This is a genomic window from Bradyrhizobium sp. CSS354 (genome assembly GCF_029051725.1).
Taxonomy (GTDB): Bacteria; Pseudomonadota; Alphaproteobacteria; order Rhizobiales; family Xanthobacteraceae; genus Bradyrhizobium.
Map to the genome: position 1 here is coordinate 68013 of NZ_JAACFU010000001.1, position 23118 is coordinate 91130.

General features: G+C 65.0%; 22 protein-coding genes. 13 read left to right on the top strand and 9 right to left on the bottom strand.

Annotation, left to right across the window (positions count from 1 at the left end):
• Nucleotides 1-18: 18 nt before the first annotated feature.
• From GWG67_RS00345 to GWG67_RS00360, 4 genes are all read right to left on the bottom strand, one after another.
• Nucleotides 19-2865 carry a calcium-binding protein gene (locus GWG67_RS00345; RefSeq protein ID WP_275167193.1) on the bottom strand — a complete coding sequence of 949 codons (2847 nt, stop codon included), beginning with the start codon at nucleotides 2863-2865 and terminating at the stop codon, nucleotides 19-21.
• A 439-nt stretch (nucleotides 2866-3304) separates the two neighbouring features.
• The gene (locus GWG67_RS00350) at nucleotides 3305-3796 is read right to left on the bottom strand and encodes a hypothetical protein (protein WP_275167792.1); all 492 of its coding nucleotides are present in this window, start codon (nucleotides 3794-3796) and stop codon (nucleotides 3305-3307) included.
• 166 nt (nucleotides 3797-3962) lie between these two features.
• Nucleotides 3963-4415: a DNA polymerase III subunit chi gene (locus GWG67_RS00355; RefSeq protein ID WP_275167194.1), complete on the bottom strand. Its 453-nt coding sequence runs from the start codon at nucleotides 4413-4415 to the stop codon at nucleotides 3963-3965.
• 6 nt (nucleotides 4416-4421) lie between these two features.
• Nucleotides 4422-5921: a leucyl aminopeptidase gene (locus GWG67_RS00360; protein WP_275167195.1), complete on the bottom strand. Its 1500-nt coding sequence runs from the start codon at nucleotides 5919-5921 to the stop codon at nucleotides 4422-4424.
• Nucleotides 5922-6261: 340 nt separating this feature from the next.
• Here GWG67_RS00360 and lptF point away from each other — a divergent pair, with 340 nt between their 5' ends.
• The 10 genes from lptF (at nucleotide 6262) to GWG67_RS00410 (ending at nucleotide 16710) form a co-directional block, all read left to right on the top strand.
• Nucleotides 6262-7431 (top strand): LPS export ABC transporter permease LptF, encoded by a 1170-nt coding sequence (gene lptF, locus GWG67_RS00365; protein ID WP_275167196.1) that lies wholly within the window; start codon nucleotides 6262-6264, stop codon nucleotides 7429-7431.
• On the top strand, nucleotides 7428-8525 hold the full coding sequence (gene lptG, locus GWG67_RS00370) for an LPS export ABC transporter permease LptG (RefSeq protein ID WP_275167197.1): 1098 nt from the start codon (nucleotides 7428-7430) through the stop codon (nucleotides 8523-8525). The genes lptF and lptG overlap by 4 nt, the downstream gene beginning before the upstream one ends.
• Complete coding sequence (locus GWG67_RS00375; protein ID WP_275167198.1) at nucleotides 8525-11014, top strand: LPS-assembly protein LptD; 2490 nt, start codon at nucleotides 8525-8527, stop codon at nucleotides 11012-11014. The genes lptG and GWG67_RS00375 overlap by 1 nt, the downstream gene beginning before the upstream one ends.
• A gap of 69 nt (nucleotides 11015-11083) precedes the next feature.
• Entirely contained in the window at nucleotides 11084-12010 is a 927-nt protein-coding gene (locus GWG67_RS00380; protein WP_342761009.1) for a peptidylprolyl isomerase, read from the top strand.
• On the top strand, nucleotides 12010-13026 hold the full coding sequence (pdxA, locus tag GWG67_RS00385) for a 4-hydroxythreonine-4-phosphate dehydrogenase PdxA (protein ID WP_275167199.1): 1017 nt from the start codon (nucleotides 12010-12012) through the stop codon (nucleotides 13024-13026). The genes GWG67_RS00380 and pdxA overlap by 1 nt, the downstream gene beginning before the upstream one ends.
• The gene (rsmA, locus tag GWG67_RS00390) at nucleotides 13023-13883 is read left to right on the top strand and encodes a 16S rRNA (adenine(1518)-N(6)/adenine(1519)-N(6))-dimethyltransferase RsmA (protein WP_275167200.1); all 861 of its coding nucleotides are present in this window, start codon (nucleotides 13023-13025) and stop codon (nucleotides 13881-13883) included. The genes pdxA and rsmA overlap by 4 nt, the downstream gene beginning before the upstream one ends.
• 16 nt (nucleotides 13884-13899) lie before the next feature.
• Complete coding sequence (locus GWG67_RS00395) at nucleotides 13900-14958, top strand: alcohol dehydrogenase (RefSeq protein WP_275167201.1); 1059 nt, start codon at nucleotides 13900-13902, stop codon at nucleotides 14956-14958.
• Between the two features lie 160 nt (nucleotides 14959-15118).
• Nucleotides 15119-15280 (top strand): Flp family type IVb pilin, encoded by a 162-nt coding sequence (locus GWG67_RS00400; protein WP_007609340.1) that lies wholly within the window; start codon nucleotides 15119-15121, stop codon nucleotides 15278-15280.
• 73 nt (nucleotides 15281-15353) lie between these two features.
• Complete coding sequence (locus GWG67_RS00405; RefSeq protein WP_007609339.1) at nucleotides 15354-15590, top strand: hypothetical protein; 237 nt, start codon at nucleotides 15354-15356, stop codon at nucleotides 15588-15590.
• Nucleotides 15591-15957: 367 nt separating this feature from the next.
• Nucleotides 15958-16710 (top strand): Crp/Fnr family transcriptional regulator, encoded by a 753-nt coding sequence (locus tag GWG67_RS00410; RefSeq protein ID WP_275167202.1) that lies wholly within the window; start codon nucleotides 15958-15960, stop codon nucleotides 16708-16710.
• Here GWG67_RS00410 and GWG67_RS00415 read toward each other — a convergent pair.
• Entirely contained in the window at nucleotides 16689-17426 is a 738-nt protein-coding gene (locus GWG67_RS00415) for a Crp/Fnr family transcriptional regulator (protein ID WP_275167203.1), read from the bottom strand. The genes GWG67_RS00410 and GWG67_RS00415 overlap by 22 nt on opposite strands.
• Before the next feature lie 157 nt (nucleotides 17427-17583).
• Between GWG67_RS00415 and GWG67_RS00420 the strand changes: the two genes are divergently transcribed.
• Complete coding sequence (locus GWG67_RS00420) at nucleotides 17584-17823, top strand: hypothetical protein (RefSeq protein WP_275167204.1); 240 nt, start codon at nucleotides 17584-17586, stop codon at nucleotides 17821-17823.
• A gap of 17 nt (nucleotides 17824-17840) precedes the next feature.
• Nucleotides 17841-18539, top strand: coding sequence for a Crp/Fnr family transcriptional regulator (locus tag GWG67_RS00425; RefSeq protein WP_275167205.1), 699 nt, complete (start codon nucleotides 17841-17843; stop codon nucleotides 18537-18539).
• Between the two features lie 43 nt (nucleotides 18540-18582).
• Here GWG67_RS00425 and GWG67_RS00430 read toward each other — a convergent pair whose 3' ends face one another.
• Both GWG67_RS00430 and GWG67_RS00435 read right to left on the bottom strand, forming a co-directional pair.
• Nucleotides 18583-18903: a low affinity iron permease family protein gene (locus GWG67_RS00430; protein WP_275167206.1), complete on the bottom strand. Its 321-nt coding sequence runs from the start codon at nucleotides 18901-18903 to the stop codon at nucleotides 18583-18585.
• 78 nt (nucleotides 18904-18981) lie between these two features.
• The gene (locus GWG67_RS00435; RefSeq protein ID WP_275167207.1) at nucleotides 18982-19596 is read right to left on the bottom strand and encodes a cupin; all 615 of its coding nucleotides are present in this window, start codon (nucleotides 19594-19596) and stop codon (nucleotides 18982-18984) included.
• Nucleotides 19597-20419: 823 nt separating this feature from the next.
• Here GWG67_RS00435 and GWG67_RS00440 point away from each other — a divergent pair.
• Nucleotides 20420-21613, top strand: coding sequence for a hypothetical protein (locus tag GWG67_RS00440; protein WP_275167208.1), 1194 nt, complete (start codon nucleotides 20420-20422; stop codon nucleotides 21611-21613).
• On the opposite strand, the gene gmk is transcribed toward GWG67_RS00440, so the two are convergent.
• Nucleotides 21546-22205, bottom strand: a complete 660-nt coding sequence (gene gmk, locus GWG67_RS00445) for a guanylate kinase (RefSeq protein ID WP_275167209.1) — start codon at nucleotides 22203-22205, stop codon at nucleotides 21546-21548. The genes GWG67_RS00440 and gmk overlap by 68 nt on opposite strands.
• A 3-nt stretch (nucleotides 22206-22208) precedes the next feature.
• Entirely contained in the window at nucleotides 22209-23096 is an 888-nt protein-coding gene (locus GWG67_RS00450; protein WP_275167210.1) for a YicC/YloC family endoribonuclease, read from the bottom strand.
• Nucleotides 23097-23118: the final 22 nt, after the last annotated feature.

Here is a 23118-nt window from a genome sequence, read left to right on the forward strand (position 1 = left end):
GGGCCGATGCCGCCGGCTTCAGGCGTGCTGCGGCGATGCGAGCACCTGGCTTTGCGTCGCGTGCGGATCGGGCAGCGGCATCTCGCCGTTGCCCTCACCTGCCGGGACGAAGCTGGCCGCCATGGCCTGGTTGAGCAGCATCGCGGCCGCGAACGCTCCGCCCTGGATGACAACGTTGTTGCCGGTGCCGCCGTCCAGGATGTCGAGGCCGCCGCCGCCGATCAGCACGTCATCACCGGCACCACCGGCCAGCGTGTCGTTGCCGGGGCTTCCGATCAGCACGTCGTCGCCGTTGCCGCCATTGGCGACGAGCTGGATGCCGCCGTGCAAGCCGGAAGCCGTGATGACGTCGTCGCCATCGAGGCCGTTGATGACAATCCTGTCGCCCGCGCCGGCATCGCTGATGTTGATGTCCTGGCCAAGCCCCGACACCGTGATGATGCCGTCGTGCTCGGTCACCGTGATGACGTCGTTGCCGCCGGTCGCGTTGATGGTCACGGTATCCGCGGCGCCGTCATTGGCGCCGAGATCGAGGTCGACCTGGCTCACGCCAGTGCCGGAGAGGTCGCCGACCGTAATGTTGTCGGCACCGCCGAGGGCATTGAAGTCGACATGTTCAACCCCATTCAGGTCCATCGCAATGGCGGCAACATCTCGCGTGAACAGCACCCGGCCGCCATTGGCCGAGATGTTGATGGTCTCGCTGATATTGGCGCCGTTGAATGCCAGCGTGTCGGTGCCCTTGCCGCCTTCGACGGCGTCGCTGCCGTCGCCGGGATTCCAGACGAAAGTGTCGTCGCCCGCACCGAGATTGGCGAAATCGTTGCCGCGTCCGCCGTTCACAATGTCATTGCCGGCACTGCCGGTGATGGTGTCGTTGCCGTCGCCGCCGTTGATGTTGAGGCTGAACGACTGTCCCGCCTTGATGGAAGACGCATTGATGACGTCATTGCCTTGTCCCCCGTTGATGCCGAGTACATCACCGGCGTCCGCGTGCGCAATCGTCACCTGCGCAGCGAGGCCGTTGACCACGATCGATCCGCCGGAGGTCACGACCGATATGTTGTCGTCACCATTCGTGCCGTTCACGGTCACGCGGTCCGCCGCTCCATCGCCGCTCTGGCTGCCGGGGCCGGCACTCAGGTCGATGGCAACCTGCGTGATTCCTGTCCCGGTCAGATCGTTGACGGTGATGTTGTCGGCGCCGCCTGCTGCCGCGATCTGCACGTGCTCGACACCAGCGAGGTCCATGACGATTGCACCGACGTCACGGGTGAGTAGCGCACGGCTTCCGTTCGCCGAGATCGACATGGTCTCGGCCACATTGGCGCCGTTGAACACCAGCGTATCGGTTTCCGTGCCACCTTCGACAGTGTCGCTGCCGTCACCGGGATTCCACGTGAAGATGTCGTCGCCTGCGCCGAGAAGCGCGACGTCATTGCCGCGGCCGCCAGTGACCTTGTCGTTGCCCTCGCCGCCGATCAGGGTATCGGCTCCCTGGCTGCCGGTGATGGTGTCGTTGCCCGCACCGCCGTCGATGGTCAGCCCGATCGCCGCGCCGAGCGTGGATGCATCGATCACGTCGTTGCCGCCGAGCGCCTGCACGACCAGCCGGTCGTTGCCGGCCTCTGCATTTGCGATCGTCACGACCTCCGGCAGCCCCGTGACCGTGACCGTCGTGCCCGTGGCTGTGACCTCGATTTGCTGATTGCCGTTGCTGCCGTTGACGGTCACCGTATCAGCGGCGCCGTCGCCTTGCGTCCCTCCTGGAACGGCTCCGAGATCAACCAGCACCTGTTTGACGCCGGTCCCGGTGAGGTCGCCGACGATGATGTTGTCGGCACCACCCCGCGCATCGAATTCGATCTGCTCGACGCTGTTGAGATCCATCGTGATGTTGGCGACATCGCGAGTGAAGCGCACTCGGCCGCCATTGGCCGAGATGTTGATGGTCTCGTTGATGTTGGCGCCATTGAAAAGCAGCTTGTCGCTGCCCGATCCGCCTTCGACCGTGTCGCTGCCGTCGCCGGGATTCCAGATGAAAGTGTCGTCGCCACTCCCGAGCTGGGCGACGTCGTTGCCGCGTCCGCCGCTGACGATGTCGTCGCCGCTGCCGCCGATGATGAGGTCGTTGCCGTCGCCGCCGATGATCCTGTCGTTGCCGGCGCCGCCATCGAGCGTCAGCGAGATCAGGCTGCCGAGTCCGTTGCCCGCGGTGATGACATCGTCGCCGCCGCCGCCGTGCAGGACGAGATTTTCCGTCGTGCCGATATCGAGCGAGAACGGCGCCGCGCCCGCCCCGTCGAGCCGCACGCGGGTGCCGTTCGCCGCGATCGTGAAGGTCTCGGCGCCGTTGTTGCCGTTGACCTGAGCGGTATCGTTGCCCTCACCACCCTCGAACAGGTTGGTGCCGCCGCCGGGATTCCAGATCATGACATCGTCGCCAGCCTGACCGAACAGCTGGTTGTCGCCGCTGCCGCCATCCAGGACGTCGTTACCCGCTCCGCCGAACAGCAGATCGTTGCCGCCGCCGCCCTTGATCAAATCGTTGCCGGCCTGACCAAACAGAAGGTCGGCTCCCGAGCCGCCCGTGATCTTGTCATTGCCGTCGCCGCCGAAGATGTGCACCGCGGGCATCGGTCCGTGGCACTCGTCGACGGTGATCGTGTCGTCACCGCCTTGACCGAAGATGTCGATCGCAGTGGTGTTGTCGACCGTGGGTTCGCCACCAACCGTTTTCACGTGCCCGTTATTGACCAGGATGCGGCCGGACTTGTCGCGACTTATCACGAGGCCGTTATTCGCGCTGTCGCCGAAAATGGTGAGCTGCCCCGTAACGGGGGAAAACACAGAGGTAATGGACATCCAAATGATCCTTCCGACCTAGCCCCTCCCCTCGGTGCGTAGCATTCGCGCACATGACGTTCTTGAACCGATGCTTGAGACGCGCGTGATTATTCTGGAGATTTCCTCCAGTTTTGCTTCGGGGCAGTTTTCGACAGCGGACGTGAAGGCTCGCTGATCACGAACCGCGTGATCACGGATCACGCGTAACGCCCCCGTGATTTTCAACGCGCGCGGAAGAACGCGGCCCGAGGCAATGAAGGCGCTTTGGGCGAAGGTCGGCATCCCGCGATGTCGAAACTCGCGAACGAGATCGCCGGCGGGTGCGAGCGGAGAGATAGCGGTTCACGCCTCCGCCATCGCAATCAAGGATGCAAAGCCGCTTGACGATGGGGGCAAGCATGCGCGGCTGATCGCATCGATAGCCGCAACCAGCATCAGGGTAAAAGGCCGACCCGTGTTACGCCGCCGACTTCTTCTTCGGCTTCGGCTTGGTCGCCTTCGGCATGACCGGCGCCTCCGGCGTGCCCTCGATCGAGGACAGGCGGCCGGACGTGAAGGTGTAGATGCCGGCACGCGGACCGCTCGTCCACGTCACGACCGCAACGCGTCTGCCCGCGGCATCACCGGAGAGGTTGACGCTCGAGGGCGCGCCGATGCCGCGCACCACATCGCATTCGGTGTGACCGAGCGCGACGGTGCCGCCCATGGGCGCCGGCGCGGTCGTCGACGCATTCGCATCGGCCGGTCCGGGCGGCGGCGCCATGCCGGCACAGCCCCCGTCGGCGCTGACCAGATCCTCGGCGCGAACCGGCTTGTCGGGTGTCAGCGGCGGCGACTCGATCGAGATGCTTTTGATGAACAGGCGGCTGGGCGTGTTGAACCACTGGGCATCCCTGGACAACAGATCGGTCCCCGAACAGCCCGCGACCAGCGGTGCTACGGCCACCAACGCAACTATGAGCGAGCTGGGAAGCTTTTGATGTCGCACGATAAACTAAATTCCCCGAGTGAAGGATCGGCCCTAAGCAATTGTACCAACACCACTTTGCGGCACGAAGGTGACAAAAGCCATCATCACCCGAAAAGTGCAAATTATCATTAATTGCGAGCGACCGCTAATTCCGCTTCTGCCACCGGCCCCGCTCGTCGGCCTGCCAGTAGGTGACATCAAATCCCCGCGCCTTGCAATCCGTCCAGGCGCTGCGGGCGAAAGCAAGCGCGTCCGGATCGTCGCCATCGAACAGCAGCACCATGCGCTCATAGCCCTGCGCGTCCTGCGGCAGCGCGGCGTTGTCGACGAGGAAACGGACATTGGCACCGTTCGGATTGTCCTCCTCGACCGCCAGCACGATCGGCTGATCGGCAGCGTCGCTCACCCGCCATGTCGCGTGCGGCAGGAAGGAATCGTCGCGATAGGTCCACAAATGGGCGTCGAGCGCATCGGCGCGCTCCGGCGAATTCGACTGCACCACGACGCGCCAGCCGCGCTCGAGCGATTTCTCGAGAAGCGGCGGCAACACGTTCTCCACCGTCATGTTTTGCAGATGGTAGAAAAGGACTTCAGTCATCTCGGGTCATTTGCGCTCGTAATGGTCAGCGACCAGACGGTCCAGCAAGCGAACGCCATAGCCGCTTCCCCAGCTGTGGTTGATGTCGGTCTTCGGCGCTCCCATGGCGGTACCGGCGATGTCGAGATGCGCCCAGGGCGTGCCGTCCACGAAGCGCTGGAGGAACTGCGCCGCGGTGATCGAGCCGCCATGGCGTCCGCCGGTGTTCTTCATGTCCGCGAACTGGGAATCGATCAGCTTGTCGTATTCGGGGCCAAGCGGCAGGCGCCAGACCTTCTCGCCGCTCTCGATGCCGGCCGCCAGAAGCCGCTCGGCAAGCTCGTCATTGTTGGAGAACATGCCGGCATGCTCGGTGCCGAGCGCGACCACGATGGCGCCGGTCAACGTCGCCAGGTCCACCATGAATTTCGGCTTGGTTTTCTTGGCGACGTACCAGAGCACATCGGCAAGCACCAGACGGCCTTCCGCGTCGGTGTTGATGATCTCGATGGTCTGGCCCGACATCGAGGTGACGATGTCGCCCGGGCGCTGCGCGTTGCCGTCCGGCATGTTCTCGACGAGGCCGATGGCGCCGACGACGTTGACCTTGGCCTTGCGTGCCGCGAGCGCATGCATCAGGCCGACGACGCAGGCAGCGCCCCCCATGTCACCCTTCATGTCCTCCATGCTGCCGGCCGGCTTGATCGAAATGCCGCCGGTGTCGAAGCAGACGCCCTTGCCGACGAAGGCAACCGGCGCCTCACCCTTCTTGCCGCCGTCCCAACGCATGATCACGGTACGGCTCGGCCGCGCCGAGCCCTGGCCGACGCCGAGCAGCGCGCCCATGCTGAGCTTGTCCATCGCCTTGACGTCGAGCACCTCGATCTTGACGCCGAGCTTGCGGAGCAGGCCTGCGCGGCGCGCGAACTCCTCGGGAAAAAGCACGTTCGGCGGCTCGTTGACGAGGTCGCGCGCGATGATCACGCCGTCCACGATCGCGCCGGCCGATGCGAACGCCTTCTTCGCGGCGGCGACATCGCCGACCGCAAGCGAGATGTCGGCGCGCAAGCCGCCCTCCTCGCCGTCCTTCTTCTTGGTCTTGTAGCGGTCGAACTTGTAGGTGCGCAGCCGCAGGCCCGAGGCGATCGTGACCGCCTGCTCACTCGTCATGGCGCCATTGGGCAGTTCCGCCATAATGGTCATGGCCGCCGTCCCGACCGGAAGCTTGCTCGCCGCCACGCCGCCGAACTTGAGGAGGTCGTTAGCCTTCAGGCCGGTTGCCTTGCCGGCGCCGATCACGATCAGGCGGGTGGCCTTCACGCCCTCGGGTGCAAGGATGTCGAGCGCGGCGCCGCTTTTGCCTTTGAAGGCGGCGGCGGCCGCCGCCCGCTTCACGAGTTCGGTGGCGCCGCCGAGCGCCTTTGCGGTCGCCGGGCCGAGCTTCAGAGCGTCGTCGCAGAACACGACCATGATGCCACGGACGGCGGCAGATAATGGAACGAAGCCGACCTTGATGGCATCGGACATGAGTAACTCCTCAAAAACATTGCGCTTTTACCGATCGGCGGTCCCGGTCACGGGGGCAGAGCTGAACGGCGATTCACTGAGCGTGCCGCACTATGGGCCACCGGCCCGGCAGATGCCAAGCACCCCCCGTTGCCGGGGGGCCACAACGAGGGAAATATTAACCATATATTGAGGGTGCCACGGGGCAGCCATTTTGTTGACGGATCAAAGGGATGGTACTGAGAGAGTAAGCCGGCGGATGAGATGGTTGGCCGACCTTGGGGATCCCCTTGCGGGGATTGGTTGGACAGCCGGAATTCCGGCCGGCATTGGGGACTTGGTGGGATTCGTGCGGTAGCGCATGGGGTCAATCGATAGGTATATCTTCCGCACGACGCTTGCGTCGTTTGCGCTGGTCCTGGTCAGCCTCACGGGCGTGATCTGGATTACGCAGGCGTTGCGCGGCATCGACCTGATGACGAGCCAGGGTCAGACCATCCTGACCTTCCTCGGCATCACCAGCCTCGTCGTGCCCGCGCTGGTCCTGATCATCTCGCCGATCGCGCTGATGATCGCGATCTCGCATACGCTGAACAAGCTCGCGACCGATTCCGAGATCATCGTGATGAATGCCGCCGGCTTCTCGCCGTTCCGGCTGTTCTATCCGTTCTTCTACGCCACCTGCGTCGTGGCGCTGCTGGTCGCCTTCATCGCCGCCTATCTCGCTCCCGACGGCATGCGGCGGATCAAGCAGTGGGACGCCGAGATCACCGCCGACGTGCTCACCAACATCCTGCAGCCCGGCCGCTTCGCCCAGCTCGACAAGAACCTGACGATCCGGATTCGCGAACGCCAGCCCGGCGGCATCCTCGCCGGCATCTTCATCGACGACCGCCGCGATCCGAACGAGCGGGTCTCGATTGTCGCCGAGCACGGCGAAGTCGTGAAGAACGAGACCGGATCGTTCCTGGTGCTGGAGACCGGCAATCTCCAGCGCTTCGAGGCCGGCAAGCGCGATCCGGCGCTGGTGGCGTTCGGGCGCTACGGCTTCGACATGTCGAAGTTCTCGGGCCAGGGCCGCGACGTCACCCTCGGCATCCGCGAGCGTTATCTCTGGGAGCTGCTCTCGCCGTCCGAGGACGATCCCGTCTACAAGCAGATTCCCGGCCAGTTCCGCTCGGCCCTGCATGACAGCCTGCTGGCGCCGATCTATCCGTTCGCCTTTGCCGTGCTGACCTTCGCGTTTCTGGGTGCGCCTCGCACCACGCGCCAGAGCCGCAATTTCTCGATCGGCTCCTCGATCCTCGCCGTGTTCGGCCTGCGCATGGCCGGCTTCGCCTGCTCGGTGATGGCGGTGAAATCGCCGGGCGCGGTGCTGGTTCAATATGCGATGGTCATTGGTGCCATCGGCATCGGGCTGGCGATCATCATTGGTGGCCTCGTGGTCGAACCGCCACCGCGCCTCATGGAGGCCATCAACAGGTCGAACGCGCGCATCGCGCGGCTGTTCGGACGGCCGGCCACCGCATGAGCATGCTCACCAACACACTCGGGCGGTATTTCGCCGGCCGTTTCGTGGTCGCGGCGCTCGGCGTGTTCGCCAGCATTTTCCTGCTGCTGGTGCTGGTCGATTACATCGAGATGGTGCGCAAGACCTCAGGGCTCGCATCCGCCTCCGCGGTCATGGTGGCCGAGACCTCGCTGTTCCGCGTACCGCAGCTGTTGGAGAAGCTGACACCGTTCTGCATGCTGATCGGCGCCATGACCTGCTATCTCGCCCTCTCCCGCCGGCTCGAACTCGTGGTCGCGCGCGCCGCCGGCGTCTCCGCATGGCAATTCATCTCGCCGGCGCTCGGAAGCGCGCTCCTGATCGGCGTGATCGCGACCGTCGCCTACAATCCGATGTCGGCCAATCTGCGCGAGCTCTCCAAGCGCATGGAAGCCGAGCTGTTTGGCTCGGCGCCCGGCGGCGGCATTCAGGACGCCTCCGGCTTCTGGCTCAACCAAGTCACCAATGACGGCCAGACCATCATCAACGCAGCTCGAAGCGAACAGCAGGGCGTCCGGCTCACAGGGCTCACCCTGTTCCGGTTTGACACAGAACAGCACTTCAAGGAACGGGTCGAGGCGCGCGAGGCGACGCTCGAGGCCGGCCGTTGGCTGTTCAAGAACGTCCGCCGCTTCTCGCTGGATTCGCCGCCGGTCGATCAGGCCAGCCTGGAGATTCCGACGACGCTGACGGAGGCGCAGGTCCGCAACAGCTTTTCCACACCCGAGACTGTGTCCTTTTGGCAACTACCGAGCTACATCCGCTCTTCCGAAAGCTCGGGCTTCGCGACAGCCGGATACCGACTCCAGTATCAGAAGCTTCTGGCACAGCCGTTTTTGCTTGCGGCGATGGTGATGCTCGCGGCCTCCGTGTCGTTGCGCTTCTTCCGGATGGGCGGCGTGCAGAAGATGGTTTTGAGTGGCGTGGGCGCAGGCTTTCTGCTCTACGTTCTGTCGAAAGTGACTGAAGATTTGAGCAAGGCTGAGTTGATGCATCCGATCGCTGCGGCGTGGTTGCCCGTGGTGGTGGGCGGCCTCACCGGCTTTTTGGCCTTGCTGTATCAGGAGGACGGATAGTGACGGCCGTCCACCGAGGGCCCGTGTCTCGTTTGACGCGGCGCACATTGGTGCGCGCGAACGGGTGTGGCTTGTTCATTCGCAGGTTCCTGCTTGCTGTTGCCGCCGTGGCATCGCTCGGTGGCCTGATGGACGTTGCCGCCGTGGCACCGGCCTCCGCCCAGAGCTTCACCTACAATCCGCTGCCGCCGCGTGCGAAGCCGCCGAAGGCCGTCAACGACAACCAGATGCTGGTTCAGGCGACCGAGGTCGACTACGACTACAACAATTCGCGCGTCTCCGCGGTCGGTAACGTCCAGCTGTTCTACAACGGCACCAGCGTCGAGGCCGACAAGGTCATCTACGACCAGAAGACCAAGCGGCTCCATGCCGAAGGCAACATCCGCATGACGGATGCCGACGGCAAGATCACCTATGCCGAGATCCTGGACCTTTCCGACGACTACCGTGACGGTTTCGTCGATTCGCTGCGCGTCGACACGGCCGATCAGACCCGCATGGCGGCGAGCCGCTCCGATCGCTCCAGCGGCAACTACACGGTGTTCGAGAACGGCGTCTACACGGCCTGCGCGCCGTGCAAGGACGATCCGAAGAAGCCGCCGCTATGGCAGGTCAAGGGTGCGCGCATCATCCACGACCAGCAGGAGAAGATGCTGTATTTCGAGACGGCGCAGCTCGAATTCTTCGGCGTGCCGATCGCCTATATGCCCTATTTCTCGACGCCCGATCCGACCGTGAAGCGCAAGACCGGCTTTCTGATGCCGGGCTTCACCTCGAATACGCCGTTCGGCTATGGCGTCGAGGTTCCGTTCTACTGGGCGATCGCGCCCGACATGGACGCGACCTTCAACCCGCGCATCACGTCCAAGCAGGGCGTGCTGTTCCAGGCCGAATTCCGCCAGCGCCTGATGGACGGCGCCTATCAGATCCGCGTCTACGGCATCGACCAGCTCGATCGGAGCGCGCTCGCCGGCCAGCCCGGCGACAAGCAGTTCCGCGGCGCCGTCGACACCAAGGGTCAGTTCGCGCTGAACGACAAATGGGTCTGGGGTTGGGACGGCGTCCTGATGTCCGACTATTATTTCTTCTCGGATTATCGGTTGTCGCAATATCGCGATCCGCTGGGCTCGTTCCTGTATCTGCCGACGGATGCGCTCTCGCAGCTTTACCTGACCGGTGTCGGCAATCGCAGCTTCTTCGACGCGCGCACGATGTACTGGCTGAGTTACTCCGGCAACCAGAGCCAGGTGCCGATCGTCTACCCCGTGATCGACTACTCGAACGTGCTGAACTATCCGGTCTTCGGCGGCGAGTTCAGCTACAAGACCAATTTCGTGAACCTGTCGCGTGACACCGCGGTGTTCGATCCGATCACGACGCTCGCCAACACCAACGGCTTGTGCACGACGGTGTCGGCCGATCCGCTCGCGCGCACGCCGTCGCAGTGCCTGCTGCGCGGCTTCCCCGGCACCTACACCCGTCTGACGGCCGAAGCGCAGTGGCGCAAGTCCTTCACCGATCCGTTCGGCGAAATCTGGACGCCGTTCGCCATTCTCCGCGCCGACGCGATCAACTCCTCGGTCTCCAACCAGCCGGGCGTGTCGAACTATCTTCCTGCCGGGGACACCCAGGCGCTGCGCCTGATGCCGACCGTGGGCCTCGAATACCGCTACCCCTTCGTCAACGTTCAGCCCTGGGGCTCGACCACCATCGAGCCGATCGCGCAGATCATCATCCGGCCAAACGAGACCTATGCCGGCAAGCTCCCCAACGAGGACGCGCAGAGCATGGTGTTCGACGCCTCGAACCTGTTCAGCGTCGACAAGTTCTCCGGCTACGACCGTGTCGAGGGCGGCGGCCGCGCCAATGTCGGCGTGCAGTCCACCACGCAGTTCGACAGGGGCGGCGCGATCAAGACGCTGTTCGGACAGTCCTACCAGCTGTTCGGCATGAACTCCTTCGCGGTCCAGGACTCCATCAATACCGGCGTGGATTCCGGCCTGCAAAGGCCGCGCTCCGACTACGTGGCGAGCGCCGCCTACTCGCCCAACAGCACCTATACGTTCAGCGTTCGCTCCCGCATGGACGAGCAGACCTGGAACATCCAGCGCTTCGAGGCGGAAGGCCGCGCCAACTTCAACCGCTGGTCTGTCAGCATGCTGTACGGCAATTACGCGGCACAGCCGGAACTCGGCTATCTGACCCGCCGCGAGGGCATCCTGACGTCGGGCTCGATCAAGGTCGCGGCCAATTGGGTGGTCACGGGCTCGGCGCGCTGGGACCTGGAGGCCAACAAGATCAACCAGTATGTGCTCGGTGCCGGCTACGTCGACGATTGTTTTGTGCTCGGCTTGAACTATGTAACCGCGTATAGCTATTCCGCAGGCGCGACGCCGCCCACCCTGAACCACGCGATCATGTTCCAGATCGGCCTGCGCACGCTGGCGAACACAGCGACGACCAGCAGTTCCGGCGGCGGCCTCCAGTGAACGGTTTGAAGGTGCCGGCCGCGTGTTCCCGATCGCAGGTTCACCATGGCTGACATGCGAGCGACAAATATGACGATCCCATTGCCAGTCTTCCGACTCCTCCTCGTACTCGCCGCCCTGCTCCTGGCCGGCACGCCGTTGCGCGCGCAGAACATCGTCGTGATGGTCAACGGCGATCCCATCACCGACTTCGACATCGAGCAGCGCTCCAAGCTCGACCAGTTGACGACGCAGAAGACACCGTCCCGTCAGGAGGTCATCAATGAGCTGATCGACGACCGGGTGAAGATGAAGGAAGGCAAGAAATACGGGGTCGACCCCGGCGTCTCCGACATCAACCAGTCCTACGATGGCATGGCGCAGCGCATGCGCATCTCGTCGGACCAGCTCACCAAGACGCTCGAGGTCAAGGGCGTCCGCCCCGAAACCCTGAAGAGCCGTATGAAGGCCGAGATGGTCTGGACCAGCCTCGTGCGCGGCCGCTTCAAGGAGAAGCTGCTGGTCGGCGAGAAGGACGTCGCGCAGGCCGTACAGGCCCAGACCGGCGACAAACTGCAGATCGAGGGCACCGAATACAAGATGCAGCCGATCGTGCTGATCGTGCCGCGCGGATCGTCGCAGGCGTTCCTGGAGACGCGGCATAAGGAAGCCGAGCAATATCGCTCGCGCGTCGGAAGCTGCGAGGAAGCCAATTCGTTGTTCCGCTCGACGCCGAACGCCACCATCCGCGACACCGTCACCAAGACCACGGCGGAATTACCCGAGGCGCTGCGCAAGGTCCTCGACGACACGCCGATCGGCCACCTGACCGCGCCCGAGATGACCAAGGCGGGCATCGAGATGGTGGTGCTGTGTTCGCGTAAGCCGACCATGATCGACACGCCGAAGAAGCGCGAGGTCCGCGAGAAGATGTATCAGGAGAAGTACGAGAAGACCCAGAAGGCCTATCTCGAGGACCTCCGCAAGGCGGCGATGATCGAGTATCGCAACCGCTGATGGCCCAGCAGCCTGCCAAGCCCCTCGCCCTGACGCTGGGAGAGCCTGCCGGCATCGGCCCCGACATCACCATCGCAGCCTGGCTCAAGCGCCGCGAACTGGACCTGCCCGCCTTCTATCTGCTCGGCGACGAGGCACTGATCGCCCGCCGCGCCAAGGCGCTCGGCGCCGAAATCAGGATCGCTTCGGTGAGCGCCGGCGAGACCGAGGCTGCCTTCCCCGAGGCCCTGCCCGTGGTCGCAACCGGCGAGCCCGCGAGCGCCGAGCCCGGCAAGCCCGACGCATCGAGCGCCCCGGCCGCGCTCGCCTCGATCCGCCAGGCGGTCACGGATGTCCGCGAGGGCCGCGCCGGCGCCGTCGTGACCAATCCGATCGCCAAGAGCGTGCTCTATCGTGCCGGCTTCCGCCATCCCGGCCATACCGAATTCCTCGCCGAACTCGCCGCGGAAGACGGTCGCGCGCCGCAGCCGGTGATGATGCTGTGGTCGCCGCGGCTGTCCGTGGTGCCCGTGACCATCCACGTCTCCTTGCGCGATGCACTGGCCCAGCTCACCAGCGAGCTGATCGTCTCGACCGTGCGCATTGTCGCGAGCGAACTCAAATCCCGCTTCGGCATCGCCAATCCGCGCATCGCGATTTCCGGCCTCAATCCGCACGCGGGCGAGGACGGCTCGCTCGGCCACGAGGAGCAGACCGTGATCGCGCCGGCGATCAAGACGTTGCGCAGCGACGGCATCGAGGCGAAGGGGCCGCTCCCCGCCGACACCATGTTCCACGAAGCCGCGCGCAACAGCTATGACTGCGCCGTCTGCATGTATCACGACCAGGCGCTGATCCCGATCAAGACGGTGGCCTTCGACGACGCGGTCAACGTGACGCTCGGCCTGCCCTTCATCCGCACCTCGCCCGACCACGGCACCGCCTTCGACATCGCCGGCACCGGCAAGGCCAATCCGGCAAGCCTGATCGCCGCGTTGAGGCTTGCGAGCCGGACGGCGGCTGCGAAAACCCGATGAGCGCGATCGACGACCTCCCGCCGCTTCGCGAGGTCATTCGCCAGCACGCCTTGTCGGCCCGCAAATCACTCGGCCAGAACTTCCTCCTCGACCTCAATCTTACCGCGCGCATTGCGCGTGCGGCGGCTCCACTCGAGGACTCCACCATCATCGAGATCGGCCCCGGCCCGGGCGGGCTGACCCGCGCCTTGCTCGCGCTCGGCGCCAGACGCGTCATCGCCATCGAGCATGACGAGCGTGCGATCCCTGCCTTGCAGGATATTTCCGCGCGCTATCCCGGCCGTCTCGAGATCGTGCATGGCGACGCCATGACCTTCGATCCACGCCCGCTGCTATCGGGCGAGAGAGCAAAAATCGTCGCGAACCTGCCCTACAACATCGCGACCCACCTTCTCGTCGGCTGGCTCACCACCGAGCCCTGGCCGCCCTGGTACGACATGATGGTCCTGATGTTCCAGCGCGAGGTCGGCGAGCGCATCGTGGCGCGCGAGGACGAGGAGGCCTTCGGGCGGCTCGGCGTGCTCGCCAACTGGCGCTGCGAGACCAAGATCCTGTTCGACATTGCGCCGTCTGCCTTCGTGCCGCCGCCGAAGGTCACGTCGTCCGTTGTGCGACTGATCCCGCGCGAAAATCCTCTCGCCTGCGATCGCAAGCTGCTCGAACAGGTCGCCGCCGCCGCCTTCGGCCAGCGCCGCAAGATGCTGCGGCAAAGCCTGAAGGCGCTGGGGGCCGATCCCGCGCGGCTCGCCGCGGCTGCCGGCGTCGATGCGACGCGGCGCGCCGAGACCGTTCCGATTTCCGGCTTTGTTGCCATGGCGCGTGAATTGGCCAATATACGCGGCGAAACAGAGAGATAATTTCGGAGGAAGAAATATGGCGTTGATGCGTCGGCAGTCCCTGGTCAAGTTCGATGCGCCGCTGTGCGAGACCATCGTCGACACGCCGAAGCCGCAAGGGCGAGAGGTGCTGGTGCGCATCGAGCGCTGCGGCCTCTGCCACTCCGATCTGCACATCCAGGACGGCTACGCCGATCTCGGCGGCGGCAAGAAGCTCGACACCACGCGCGGCATGACGCTGCCCTTCACGCTCGGCCACGAGATCGCGGGCGTGGTCGATGAAGTCGGTCCCGACGTGTTCGCCGGTCTCGTCGGCAGCAAGAAGGCGGTGTTTCCGTGGATCGGTTGCGGCCAGTGCCGCGACTGCGCCAATGGCGACGAGAACCTCTGCGCCAGGCAGCGCTTTCTCGGCGTCTCCATCGACGGCGGCTTCGCCACCCACGTGCTGGTGCCCGACGCGAAATATCTGCTCGACTACGATCCGCTGCCCGTCAACCGGGCCGCGACCCTGATGTGCTCCGGGGTCACCGCCTATGGCGCGCTCAAGCGCCTGGTCGATCGGCCGCGCCAGCGCAATCTCCTGCTGATCGGCCTCGGCGGCGTCGGCATGATGGGTCTTTCCTTCGCGGCGGCCATGTTCAAACAACCGATCACGGTCGCCGATCTCAGCGGTGCCGCGCGCGAGACCGCGCTGAAGAACGGCGCCGCGGTGGCCTACGATCCTGCCGAGCCCGACGTGATCAAGCGTATCCTCAAGGAAACCGATGGCGGCTTCGACGAGATCGTCGATTTCGCGGGCAACGAGAAGTCCATGGCCTTCGCGGTCGCCGTCGCCGCGCGCGGCGGCAAGATCGTGGTCTCCGGCCTGATGGGCGGCCAGTTCACGCTGCCGATGGTGCAATGGGTCTACAAGCGCATGACCATCGAGGGCTTCATGGTCGGCACGCTCACCGAGGCTCACGAATTGATGGCACTCGCCCGCGCCGGCAAGATCAAGCCGACGCCGATGCGCGAGGAGTCAATGGGCGACGTCCAGACATGGATCGACGAGCTTCGCGCCGGCAAGGTCGTCGGCCGCATCGTGCTCAAGAACTAGGATGCGCGAGAAGCCCGAGGCGGCGGGGTCGGGATCTCGCCGCCGGCTTTAATGTTCGCGATTAACTCGAAATTGACGCAAGCCGGTGTTCCAAATTGGGGAACACGCTCTCTGCGGACTATGGTCCTCGCCAGCTCTCTTTTGGAATTCTGGTAAGGCCATGCAGACCATCCGCCGCTTCCTCGCCGACGAGTCCGGCGCCACCGCGATCGAGTACGGCCTGATCGCCGCCGGCATTGCGCTGGCGATCATCGCCGTCGTCAACAACCTCGGCGCGACGCTGAACAAGAAGTTCACCTCGATCAGCAGCTCGCTGAAGTAACGCGGGCACGCGCGCTAATTCACGGCATTCGTCTGTCCCGCGGAACGGCAACGGCCGCCCCGCGTTGGCAGCCATGTCCATTCGCTGCACCGTCGAGAACGCATTCTTCATCGCCTGGAGCTTCCTGGAGCAGAGCGGAGAGCTCGGCTCTCCGGACGAGACGGCGAACGTCCTGCTCGACGCCATTGAGGCCCAGCTCAGGACCGGTGAACGCCGGCAACTGATGCTCGCCAACAGGGCGATCGATGCCTATCGCGCCCACGCGGAAAAAAGCCGGCCCGCACACGATTGCGAAGCACGCTTCGGGTGACGAACTTCGGGTGATCAATATCCTCGCCGCCCTTGGGCCCGCCGGCCCGGCGGCGTTTGAGGTATAGGCCGGCGGTCCGTCGGGCAGAGCGCACGGGGTGCGGCGCTCCGCGACGAGGACGCTACGCCGATCCGCGCCCCTGCTGTGTGCACTCCTGCACAGAGCTCGTGAAGTTGAAGGCCGCTGGGTTCGGCCGCGCCATGTGCCTCGCGTGCCATGCGCCTCGCCAGTAACTTCCGGATTTCCGCAAGCGGGAGGCCACTTTTTCAACGTCTGAAAAACGCCTTGTGTGCACTTTGGAACCGTCGGCTCCGCCACGGAAACGTAGGGTTCTGGCCGGTGCCGATTCCCGGCCAGAGCAAGACATGTGACCGGTCGGCCCCAGAACGATCTTCTCCAGCGGCTCAGCCGCCCGGATTTCGAACTGCTCGCGCCGCACCTACAGCCGGTCGAACTCGAGGCGAGCCACATCCTGTATCACGCCGGCGACGAGGTCGCGGCGCTCCATTTTCCCTGCCGCTCCACGCTCGTGTCGTTCGCCGTGCCGGTCGAGGACGATCGCGAGGTCGAAAGCCTGCTGGTCGGGCGCGAGGGCGCGGTGGGCATTGCCGCCGGCCGCAGCGTCTCGCTGGCCTATTCGCGCATCGTGGTGAAGCTGGGCGGGACCCTGGTGCGGCTGCCGCTGCGCGCGCTCGAGCAGGCCCAGCAGAGGTCGGCCACGCTCCAGCAGGTGCTCTCGCGCTATGGCGACTGCCAGTTCGCGCAGCTGCTCCAGACCGCGGCCTGCAACGCCGCGCATTCGATCGAGCAGCGCGCCGCCAAGTGGATCATCTCCGCGCAGGAGCACGTCGGCGGCCCCGAGATCCCCCTCACCCACGAGCAGCTTGCCGGCATGCTCGGCGTGTCCCGCAGCTATGCCAGCCGCGTCATCCAGATGTTCAAGGCGAGGCGGATCCTCGCGACGCGCCGTGGCGCCATCCTGATCCTCGACGCCCCGGCGCTCGAAGCCAGAGCCTGCCGTTGCAACGATTGGGTGAAGAAGCATTTCGAGGAAGTGCTGGGCGCGCGGCATCTGCCAGCGGCTGACGCTTTGCGGCCTCACGCGCGCGGCGGCGACTGACGCTTGAGGTGCAGATAGCTCGGACTGAAGTTTCCGAGCCGCTGCAGATCGCGCCATTTCAGGACGATCAGCTCGCCCTCGCGCATATCCATGGTCCCGCTCCGTCTGAGGTCGGCGAGCGTCCGGTTCACCGTCGCGATCGCCATGCCCAGCGTTTCGCCGAGCTGCGCCAGGCTGATCGGCAGACGGCAGCGATTGCCGCGGACAAGCTGCGCTGCGCGGGCGCGGTAGAACAGCTCGCAGAACAGGTGTGCCATGCGCGCGTGCATCGGCCGGGCGCTGTTGTTGGTGATGGCCTCGCGAAAGATCGCGGCATCGAGCAGCGTCTCGCGCCAGACCGACAGTGCGAAGGCCGGCCGTCGCCGGAAGGCAATAAACAATTCGCGATGCGGGATGAACGCCACGGAAGCGGGCCCGAGCGCGCAGAGGCCATGGTCCATCTGGTCGATGAACAGTCCCTGGGAGTCCGGCAGGTCTCCAGACAGATGGAACGCGAGATATTGCCGCCGGCCGCTGTCGAGCAAATGGTAGCGCGCGACCATGCCGGAGACGACCAGCGCGGAATGCTCAGGTTCGTCGCCCTGACGGATGAAATCCTCGTTCGGCGCGAACTCGCGCTGCACAAAGGTCAGCCCGCGAATTTCAGCGACATCCTCGTGTGCGAGTGCGGTGTGCTCGCCCAGGTTCCGAATCAGCACGTCATGCGCTTTTTCCATGTGACCCGCCAAAAACCCTGCCGGTTCGATCAAATGATACATCTGGCCCGCATCCAGCGGACTAGAACGCTGATCGGAAGCACAGGTTGCTACCGGTCTGCGACATTGCTGGGTCGCGGCCCCCGTCCCTCGATCGCGGACTGCGCCCGCCCTTCGCATGAGCCCTACGACGATCCTGAAACGCATTCGCCACCTGTTCGCATCGGATTCGGGCGAGCACCTGGACAGTATCCGCGCTGCCTTCCTGCATGGCACGTTGAAGGAGCCGGCGCGGCCGATGTCGGACCAGGAGCTTGCGCGCGCCATCCGCGAGTTCCAGGCGGTTCCCGTCTCCGATTGGACCATCGCAAAACTCTCACGACGCCTGCTCGAGCAGGCGATGCCGCGTGACGACTGAAACACCTCTTCCTCTCCATGCCACACCCGAAGTTCATCGCACATCTCCAGGCGATCGAAGGCCTCTCCGAAGACGAACGACGCCAGGTCGCGGGTCTGCCGTCCACGCTGCGCCAGGTTTCGGATGGCGAGATCGTGCTGCGCCAGGGTGAGGATCCCTCCCGATGCGTCTTCGTCGTCAGCGGCTTCCTCTACCAGGCTCGCATCGTCGGCGATCGCAGCCAGATCCTCGCCTTCCACGTTCCCGGGGACATGCCGTGCCTGCACATGCTGGTCTCCCCGATGGATGCGGACCTCGTCGGTCTCGGACCCTCCATCGTCGGCTACGTCGCACACAGCCAACTCAAGCAGCTGCTCGACGGCTCCATTCACCTGACCCGCGCGTTCTGGCGCGAGACGCTGATCGACGCGGCGATCTCGCGACAATGGATCGCTCGCCTCGGCGCACAGGCGGCGCTGCCGAAGGTGGCGCATCTGATCTGCGAGCTCGCTGCAAGGCTGGAGGTCGTGGGCCTCGTCAAGAACGGCCGCTTCCAGATGCCGATGACGCAGCGGCATGTTGCCGATGCATGCGGACTGTCGATCGTTCATGTCAATCGCACCATCCAGGAGCTGAGAGGGCGCCGATTGATTGCCTGGGAGGGAAGCGAGATCGAGCTGCTGCAACCCGACGAACTCCGCGCACTCGCGGATTTCACGCCGGACTATCTGACCTGACAAAGACCGGTGAATGTGCCCCCTAGTCGGGGCGCCGGACGCGCTACCCGCTCCGTCGAATCTCCTCCCGCTGCGTCTCGACCTCTTCGGCGTCCTCGTCATCGACGTTCATCTGATGGGCACGGCCGCTCGCCTTGAGCAGTTCGTCGAGCTTGGCGTGAATCGCCTGAGTATCGCGATGCTCGGCGCGCTGGATCACCAGCGTCATGCCCCATGTCGCCAGCGTGGCGAACGAGTGCCATTCGAGCCCGTTGCCCAACGTGACCCAGGCAACGGCATAGGCCGCGAACACGGCAAACGCGGCGGGCCGCGACGTGGCAACGCCAATCTCGGTGAGCCAGCCTTTTGATTTGGGAAGGGACATGCGCGGCAACTCGCGCCATGGGGCGGCGTTCCAATGGAAGACGCTCGAAACCGGCACAGCGAAAGCGATCCCCGCGCGTCACGATCGCGATGACTTTATCCGCCATGATTTGAGCAACGGGCCGCCGGCACCCAGCACGGGATCTGTCTTCGGCTTGCGGGCCTTGGCGATGCGTTTGCTGGCGTCAGGACGCTCTCGCGTGTCGGTGCACTCGTCGTACGTCCCCTCCTGCGGATACGCTCCGACGACCAGGAAGTCCCGGCTGGACTCGATCAGACGGTGTCCGGTGCCTGCGGGAAGGACCAGAACGTCTCCGGCCTTCACGCTCAAGATTCGCCCCTTGATCCCGCCGCACTCAATCCTGGCCGTGCCGCGTGCCACGCCCATTACTTCGTGGATCTGCGAATGATAGTGGACAAAGTCATAGACCGTATCGCGCCAAGAGCGGCCCCAGCCATGACTATCGAACAGCGTGTCGACGATGACCTCTGGAGCAAAACGCCGGGTCTTCAGGTTCACCGCGCCGCGATAGAGCAACACGGGAAAATGCGGGTTATTCGGCACGATGCCGTCGTCCCGGAAACGGATGGCTGTCGGTTTCCGAGCCCGCACAAGCGCCCGCAGCGTTGCCGCATCGGGATGATCCTCCACGAGCTTCTTGGCGAGATTCTTGATCTGGTCCTTGATCGGCATGGCGTCTCCTCAGCCGCAATGAAACGTCTGGCGCCTGAGGAAGTTTCCGGACTCGGGATCGGCCGGCGATGAGCCGCGGAGATGTCGGCCAGCCCGACACAGGGCGTCGGGCAAACACCTAGTCAACCCCTGCTCGCAAAACCTTTTCGTTTTTCGGAATTTCGGATTTGTGGCACACAGCGCGCATCCTGGCCCTGCCAAAGGGGCGTTCGCGACCGTCACGACATGCGGGCCGGGTGGCGGTGGACGCGGCAGCGACGGCGCGGGCGGCGTGATGACAGCGCGGGAAACCGTGAGTCCTCACGCGACGCGTACGACACGGCGCTGGAGAGCGGGCTTGTCGGTCATCGGGGGTGAGCACACGCAAGCCCTCGACGATTTGGGCGAGACCGTCCGCGGACGGAGAAGTCGTGTGGTCCTGACGCCCGGGGTCTGTGCGTCAAGCCTCGCGGTGATGTAGCGGCCCAACCGGGCGCGGGCATCTGGTCTCCTCAGGCAATGTGATAGGCCAAGGCGTCACGGGTACCGTCAGCGCGAGCGGCGCGGTCAGCACGTTCGGTCAAGGCGACGGCGTGACCTTCACCGGCTCCGGCCGCCTCGGTGGACGCAGCGGCTCCGGATCCTTCCGCCGCTCGGACGGCTGCGGCGGAACCTGGACTTCGACCAAGCATAGCAGCGAAAAAGTCTGATTCCGCGGCGGAACGAACGCCGCGCAGGCCCGATTCAGGCCACATCCTCTCCGGATTTGCGGCTCATTGCCACCTAAGTCTTTGACGAGAAAGGGAAGGTAACGAGTTGCGTCGCGCGTAATCGGGAGACCAGGATGGGCAACCGCACCGCAAAGTTCTTATCCGCCCTTGTGGGCAGCATCATTGCCGGCGCGCCACTTGCCGCCGTGTCGCAGAATGCACCGACGGCACCGAGCACGGCAAATGCCGCGAGCGACTGCCTTGCCTCGCCAAAGGGCGCCGCGCCGCAGGGCCAGCATTGGCATTATCGTCTCGAGCGCGCGACCAAGCGACAGTGCTGGTATCTGCGCGCCGAAGGCGGCAAGGCCACTCAAACCGCACAGGCTGCGCCCGACACGCCTGCAGCGGATTCAGCCGTGCCGCAGCAGCACTCGGTCCAGGACGCGCGCGCCGAATATCTGACGCCGCAGAGCATCGCCACGGTGAAGACGCCTGCACAGGCGGGACCGGCGCCGACGCAACAAACTGCGAGCCCCGCCGCCGACGCCAACGCGCAGCAGCCCGCCGTCGCCGGGCGCTGGCCCGACGCCTCCACGGCGTCCGCCGCGCCCACGGAGCAGCCGTCGCCTGCACCTGTCGCGGCCGCCGCGCAGCCGACCGCGAAACCGGCGAAGTCCCCTGCTCCGTTGGCTCTGGCTTCGGCGGACAGCACCGCCGACAAGCAGACCGGCTCGCTCCAGATGCTGCTGCTCGTGATTGGCGGCGCGCTGGCGCTTGCCGGCATCCTCGCCAGCGTCGTCTACCGCTTCGCCGGTGGACGCGCCCGCGTCCAGGGTGCCGACCAGCGCCGCGTCAACTGGGACAGTTTTGAGCCGCACGATCACGACGAGGGCCGTGCGCCCTGGCTCAACGCAGCGCCGGCCGGCGCGCCGCACGCTCAGCAGCCGCGCCCGGTGGATTTCGATGCCGTGCGTCCGCAGACAGCCAAGACCGCGCAGCTCGCCGCGATCGATCGCGAGATTGATGTGATCGACGAGCGCACCCCGCAAGCGCACCAAGATGCCGCAGAGCTCGACGATGCCGATATCTTCAACGGAGAATTCCAGATCGAGGCCGCGCCGCGGCTCGCGACCGAGGACGTCAATGACGAAGAGGCGGCCGATCGAGATAAAGATGCGGGACCCGAGGACGTTATCGACATCGACGTGATCACGACGATGCTGGAACGGCTGGCCAAGGACGGGCCGCGGCTGACGCAGCCTAACCTTGAAGCTGACCTTGCAGACCTCGCACGAAGCCCACGAGGCCGGTCTGCCGCTCGCGCTTGAGGCGTTCGGCCTTCAGGATCGACTGCACCTCGGCGAAGGCCTCGTCAACGTCGTGGTTGATGACGATGTAGTCGTACTCGGCCCAGTGGCTCATCTCGTGGCTGGCGCGGCTCATGCGCTTGCGGATCACCTCGTCGGAATCCTGCGCGCGCGAATGCAGCCGCTTCTCGAGATCGGCAGCCGAGGGCGGCAGGATGAACACGCTGACGACGTCGGCGCGTGCTTTCTCTCGAAGCTGCTGCGTGCCCTGCCAGTCGATGTCGAACAGCACGTCCTGCCCAGCTGACAGCGCCGCCTCAACCGGCGCACGCGGCGTGCCGTAGCTGTTGTCGAACACGGTCGCCCATTCCAGCAGCTGGTCGGCCTTCGCCATCGCGTCGAAGGTAGCCTTGTCGACGAACGAATAATCCCTGCCGTCGACCTCGCCCGGCCGCATCGCCCGCGTGGTCGCCGACACCGACATTCGGAGGCCGGGCATACGGTCGATCAACATGCGCGACAGCGTCGTCTTGCCCGCGCCCGACGGCGAGGACAGCACGAACATCAATCCGCGCCGCTCGACACCGTCAGTTCCGTGACCGCCAATCGTCATCGATCACTCCAGATTCTGGACCTGCTCGCGGAACTGCTCGACCACGTTCTTCATGGCGAGCCCCGTGTTGGTCAGCTCGATGTCGTTCGACTTCGAGCAACAGGTGTTGACTTCGCGGTGAAACTCCTGCGCCAGGAAATCGAGCTTGCGCCCGACCGGGCCGCCCTTGCCGATCAGCTCGCGTGCCTGCGCGATGTGCGAGGCGATGCGGTCGAGCTCCTCGCGGATGTCGGCCTTGGTCGCAATCAGGATCGCTTCCTGCATCAGGCGGTCGGAATCGAAACGGTCGGAGGTGTCGAGCAGGCTCGCGATCTGCTCGGCGAGTCTCGCCTTGATCGCCTCGGGCTTGCGGCCGGGCGCGGCCTCGGCCTTCTTCGCCAGCTGCTCGACCTCGTCGACGCGCTGGATCAGGATCTGCCCGAGCGAGGTCCCCTCACGCTTGCGCATCTCGACGAGTTCGGCGAGCGCCTTGTCGAAGGCGTCCGCGGCGGCGGTGCGCGCGGCCTTGTCCTCCTCCTCGTCGCCCTCGGGCTCGGCGACCTCGATGACACCCTTGATGGCCAGAAGCCCGTCGACGCTCGGCGCGACCGCATCGACCTTGCCGGCGATCACGGCGGCGGCCTTGAGGACGGCGTTGAGCACGTCCTCGTTGACGCGGACGCTGGTGGCGGCATTGGCGCGCTTGACGGTCAGATTGGCGTAGACAGTGCCCCGCGAGAGCAGCTCGGCGGCGCGCTTCTTGGCATGAGCCTCGAGTTCGTCGAACCCCTGCGGCAGCCGCACCCTGAGATCAAAGCCCTTGGCGTTGACCGACTTCAATTCCCATTCGAACGTATACGGCCCGCTCGCGCCGTGGCTTCGGGCAAAGCCGGTCATGGACGACAACGCCATCAGGTCAATTTCTCCAAAAGCA

Excerpts from the sequence above, each read along its gene's own strand:
- GWG67_RS00345 (WP_275167193.1), bottom strand. The coding sequence starts at position 2,865 with ATGTCCATTACCTCTGTGTTTTCCCCCGTTACGGGGCAGCTCACCATT.
- GWG67_RS00355 (WP_275167194.1), bottom strand. The coding sequence starts at position 4,415 with ATGACTGAAGTCCTTTTCTACCATCTGCAAAACATGACGGTGGAGAAC.
- GWG67_RS00360 (WP_275167195.1), bottom strand. The coding sequence starts at position 5,921 with ATGTCCGATGCCATCAAGGTCGGCTTCGTTCCATTATCTGCCGCCGTC.
- lptF (WP_275167196.1), top strand. The coding sequence starts at position 6,262 with ATGGGGTCAATCGATAGGTATATCTTCCGCACGACGCTTGCGTCGTTT.
- lptG (WP_275167197.1), top strand. The coding sequence starts at position 7,428 with ATGAGCATGCTCACCAACACACTCGGGCGGTATTTCGCCGGCCGTTTC.
- GWG67_RS00380 (WP_342761009.1), top strand. The coding sequence starts at position 11,084 with ATGACGATCCCATTGCCAGTCTTCCGACTCCTCCTCGTACTCGCCGCC.
- pdxA (WP_275167199.1), top strand. The coding sequence starts at position 12,010 with ATGGCCCAGCAGCCTGCCAAGCCCCTCGCCCTGACGCTGGGAGAGCCT.
- rsmA (WP_275167200.1), top strand. The coding sequence starts at position 13,023 with ATGAGCGCGATCGACGACCTCCCGCCGCTTCGCGAGGTCATTCGCCAG.
- GWG67_RS00395 (WP_275167201.1), top strand. The coding sequence starts at position 13,900 with ATGGCGTTGATGCGTCGGCAGTCCCTGGTCAAGTTCGATGCGCCGCTG.
- GWG67_RS00400 (WP_007609340.1), top strand. The coding sequence starts at position 15,119 with ATGCAGACCATCCGCCGCTTCCTCGCCGACGAGTCCGGCGCCACCGCG.
- GWG67_RS00405 (WP_007609339.1), top strand. The coding sequence starts at position 15,354 with ATGTCCATTCGCTGCACCGTCGAGAACGCATTCTTCATCGCCTGGAGC.
- GWG67_RS00415 (WP_275167203.1), bottom strand. The coding sequence starts at position 17,426 with ATGGAAAAAGCGCATGACGTGCTGATTCGGAACCTGGGCGAGCACACC.
- GWG67_RS00420 (WP_275167204.1), top strand. The coding sequence starts at position 17,584 with ATGAGCCCTACGACGATCCTGAAACGCATTCGCCACCTGTTCGCATCG.
- GWG67_RS00425 (WP_275167205.1), top strand. The coding sequence starts at position 17,841 with ATGCCACACCCGAAGTTCATCGCACATCTCCAGGCGATCGAAGGCCTC.
- GWG67_RS00430 (WP_275167206.1), bottom strand. The coding sequence starts at position 18,903 with ATGTCCCTTCCCAAATCAAAAGGCTGGCTCACCGAGATTGGCGTTGCC.
- GWG67_RS00435 (WP_275167207.1), bottom strand. The coding sequence starts at position 19,596 with ATGCCGATCAAGGACCAGATCAAGAATCTCGCCAAGAAGCTCGTGGAG.
- GWG67_RS00440 (WP_275167208.1), top strand. The coding sequence starts at position 20,420 with ATGGGCAACCGCACCGCAAAGTTCTTATCCGCCCTTGTGGGCAGCATC.
- gmk (WP_275167209.1), bottom strand. The coding sequence starts at position 22,205 with ATGACGATTGGCGGTCACGGAACTGACGGTGTCGAGCGGCGCGGATTG.
- GWG67_RS00450 (WP_275167210.1), bottom strand. The coding sequence starts at position 23,096 with ATGGCGTTGTCGTCCATGACCGGCTTTGCCCGAAGCCACGGCGCGAGC.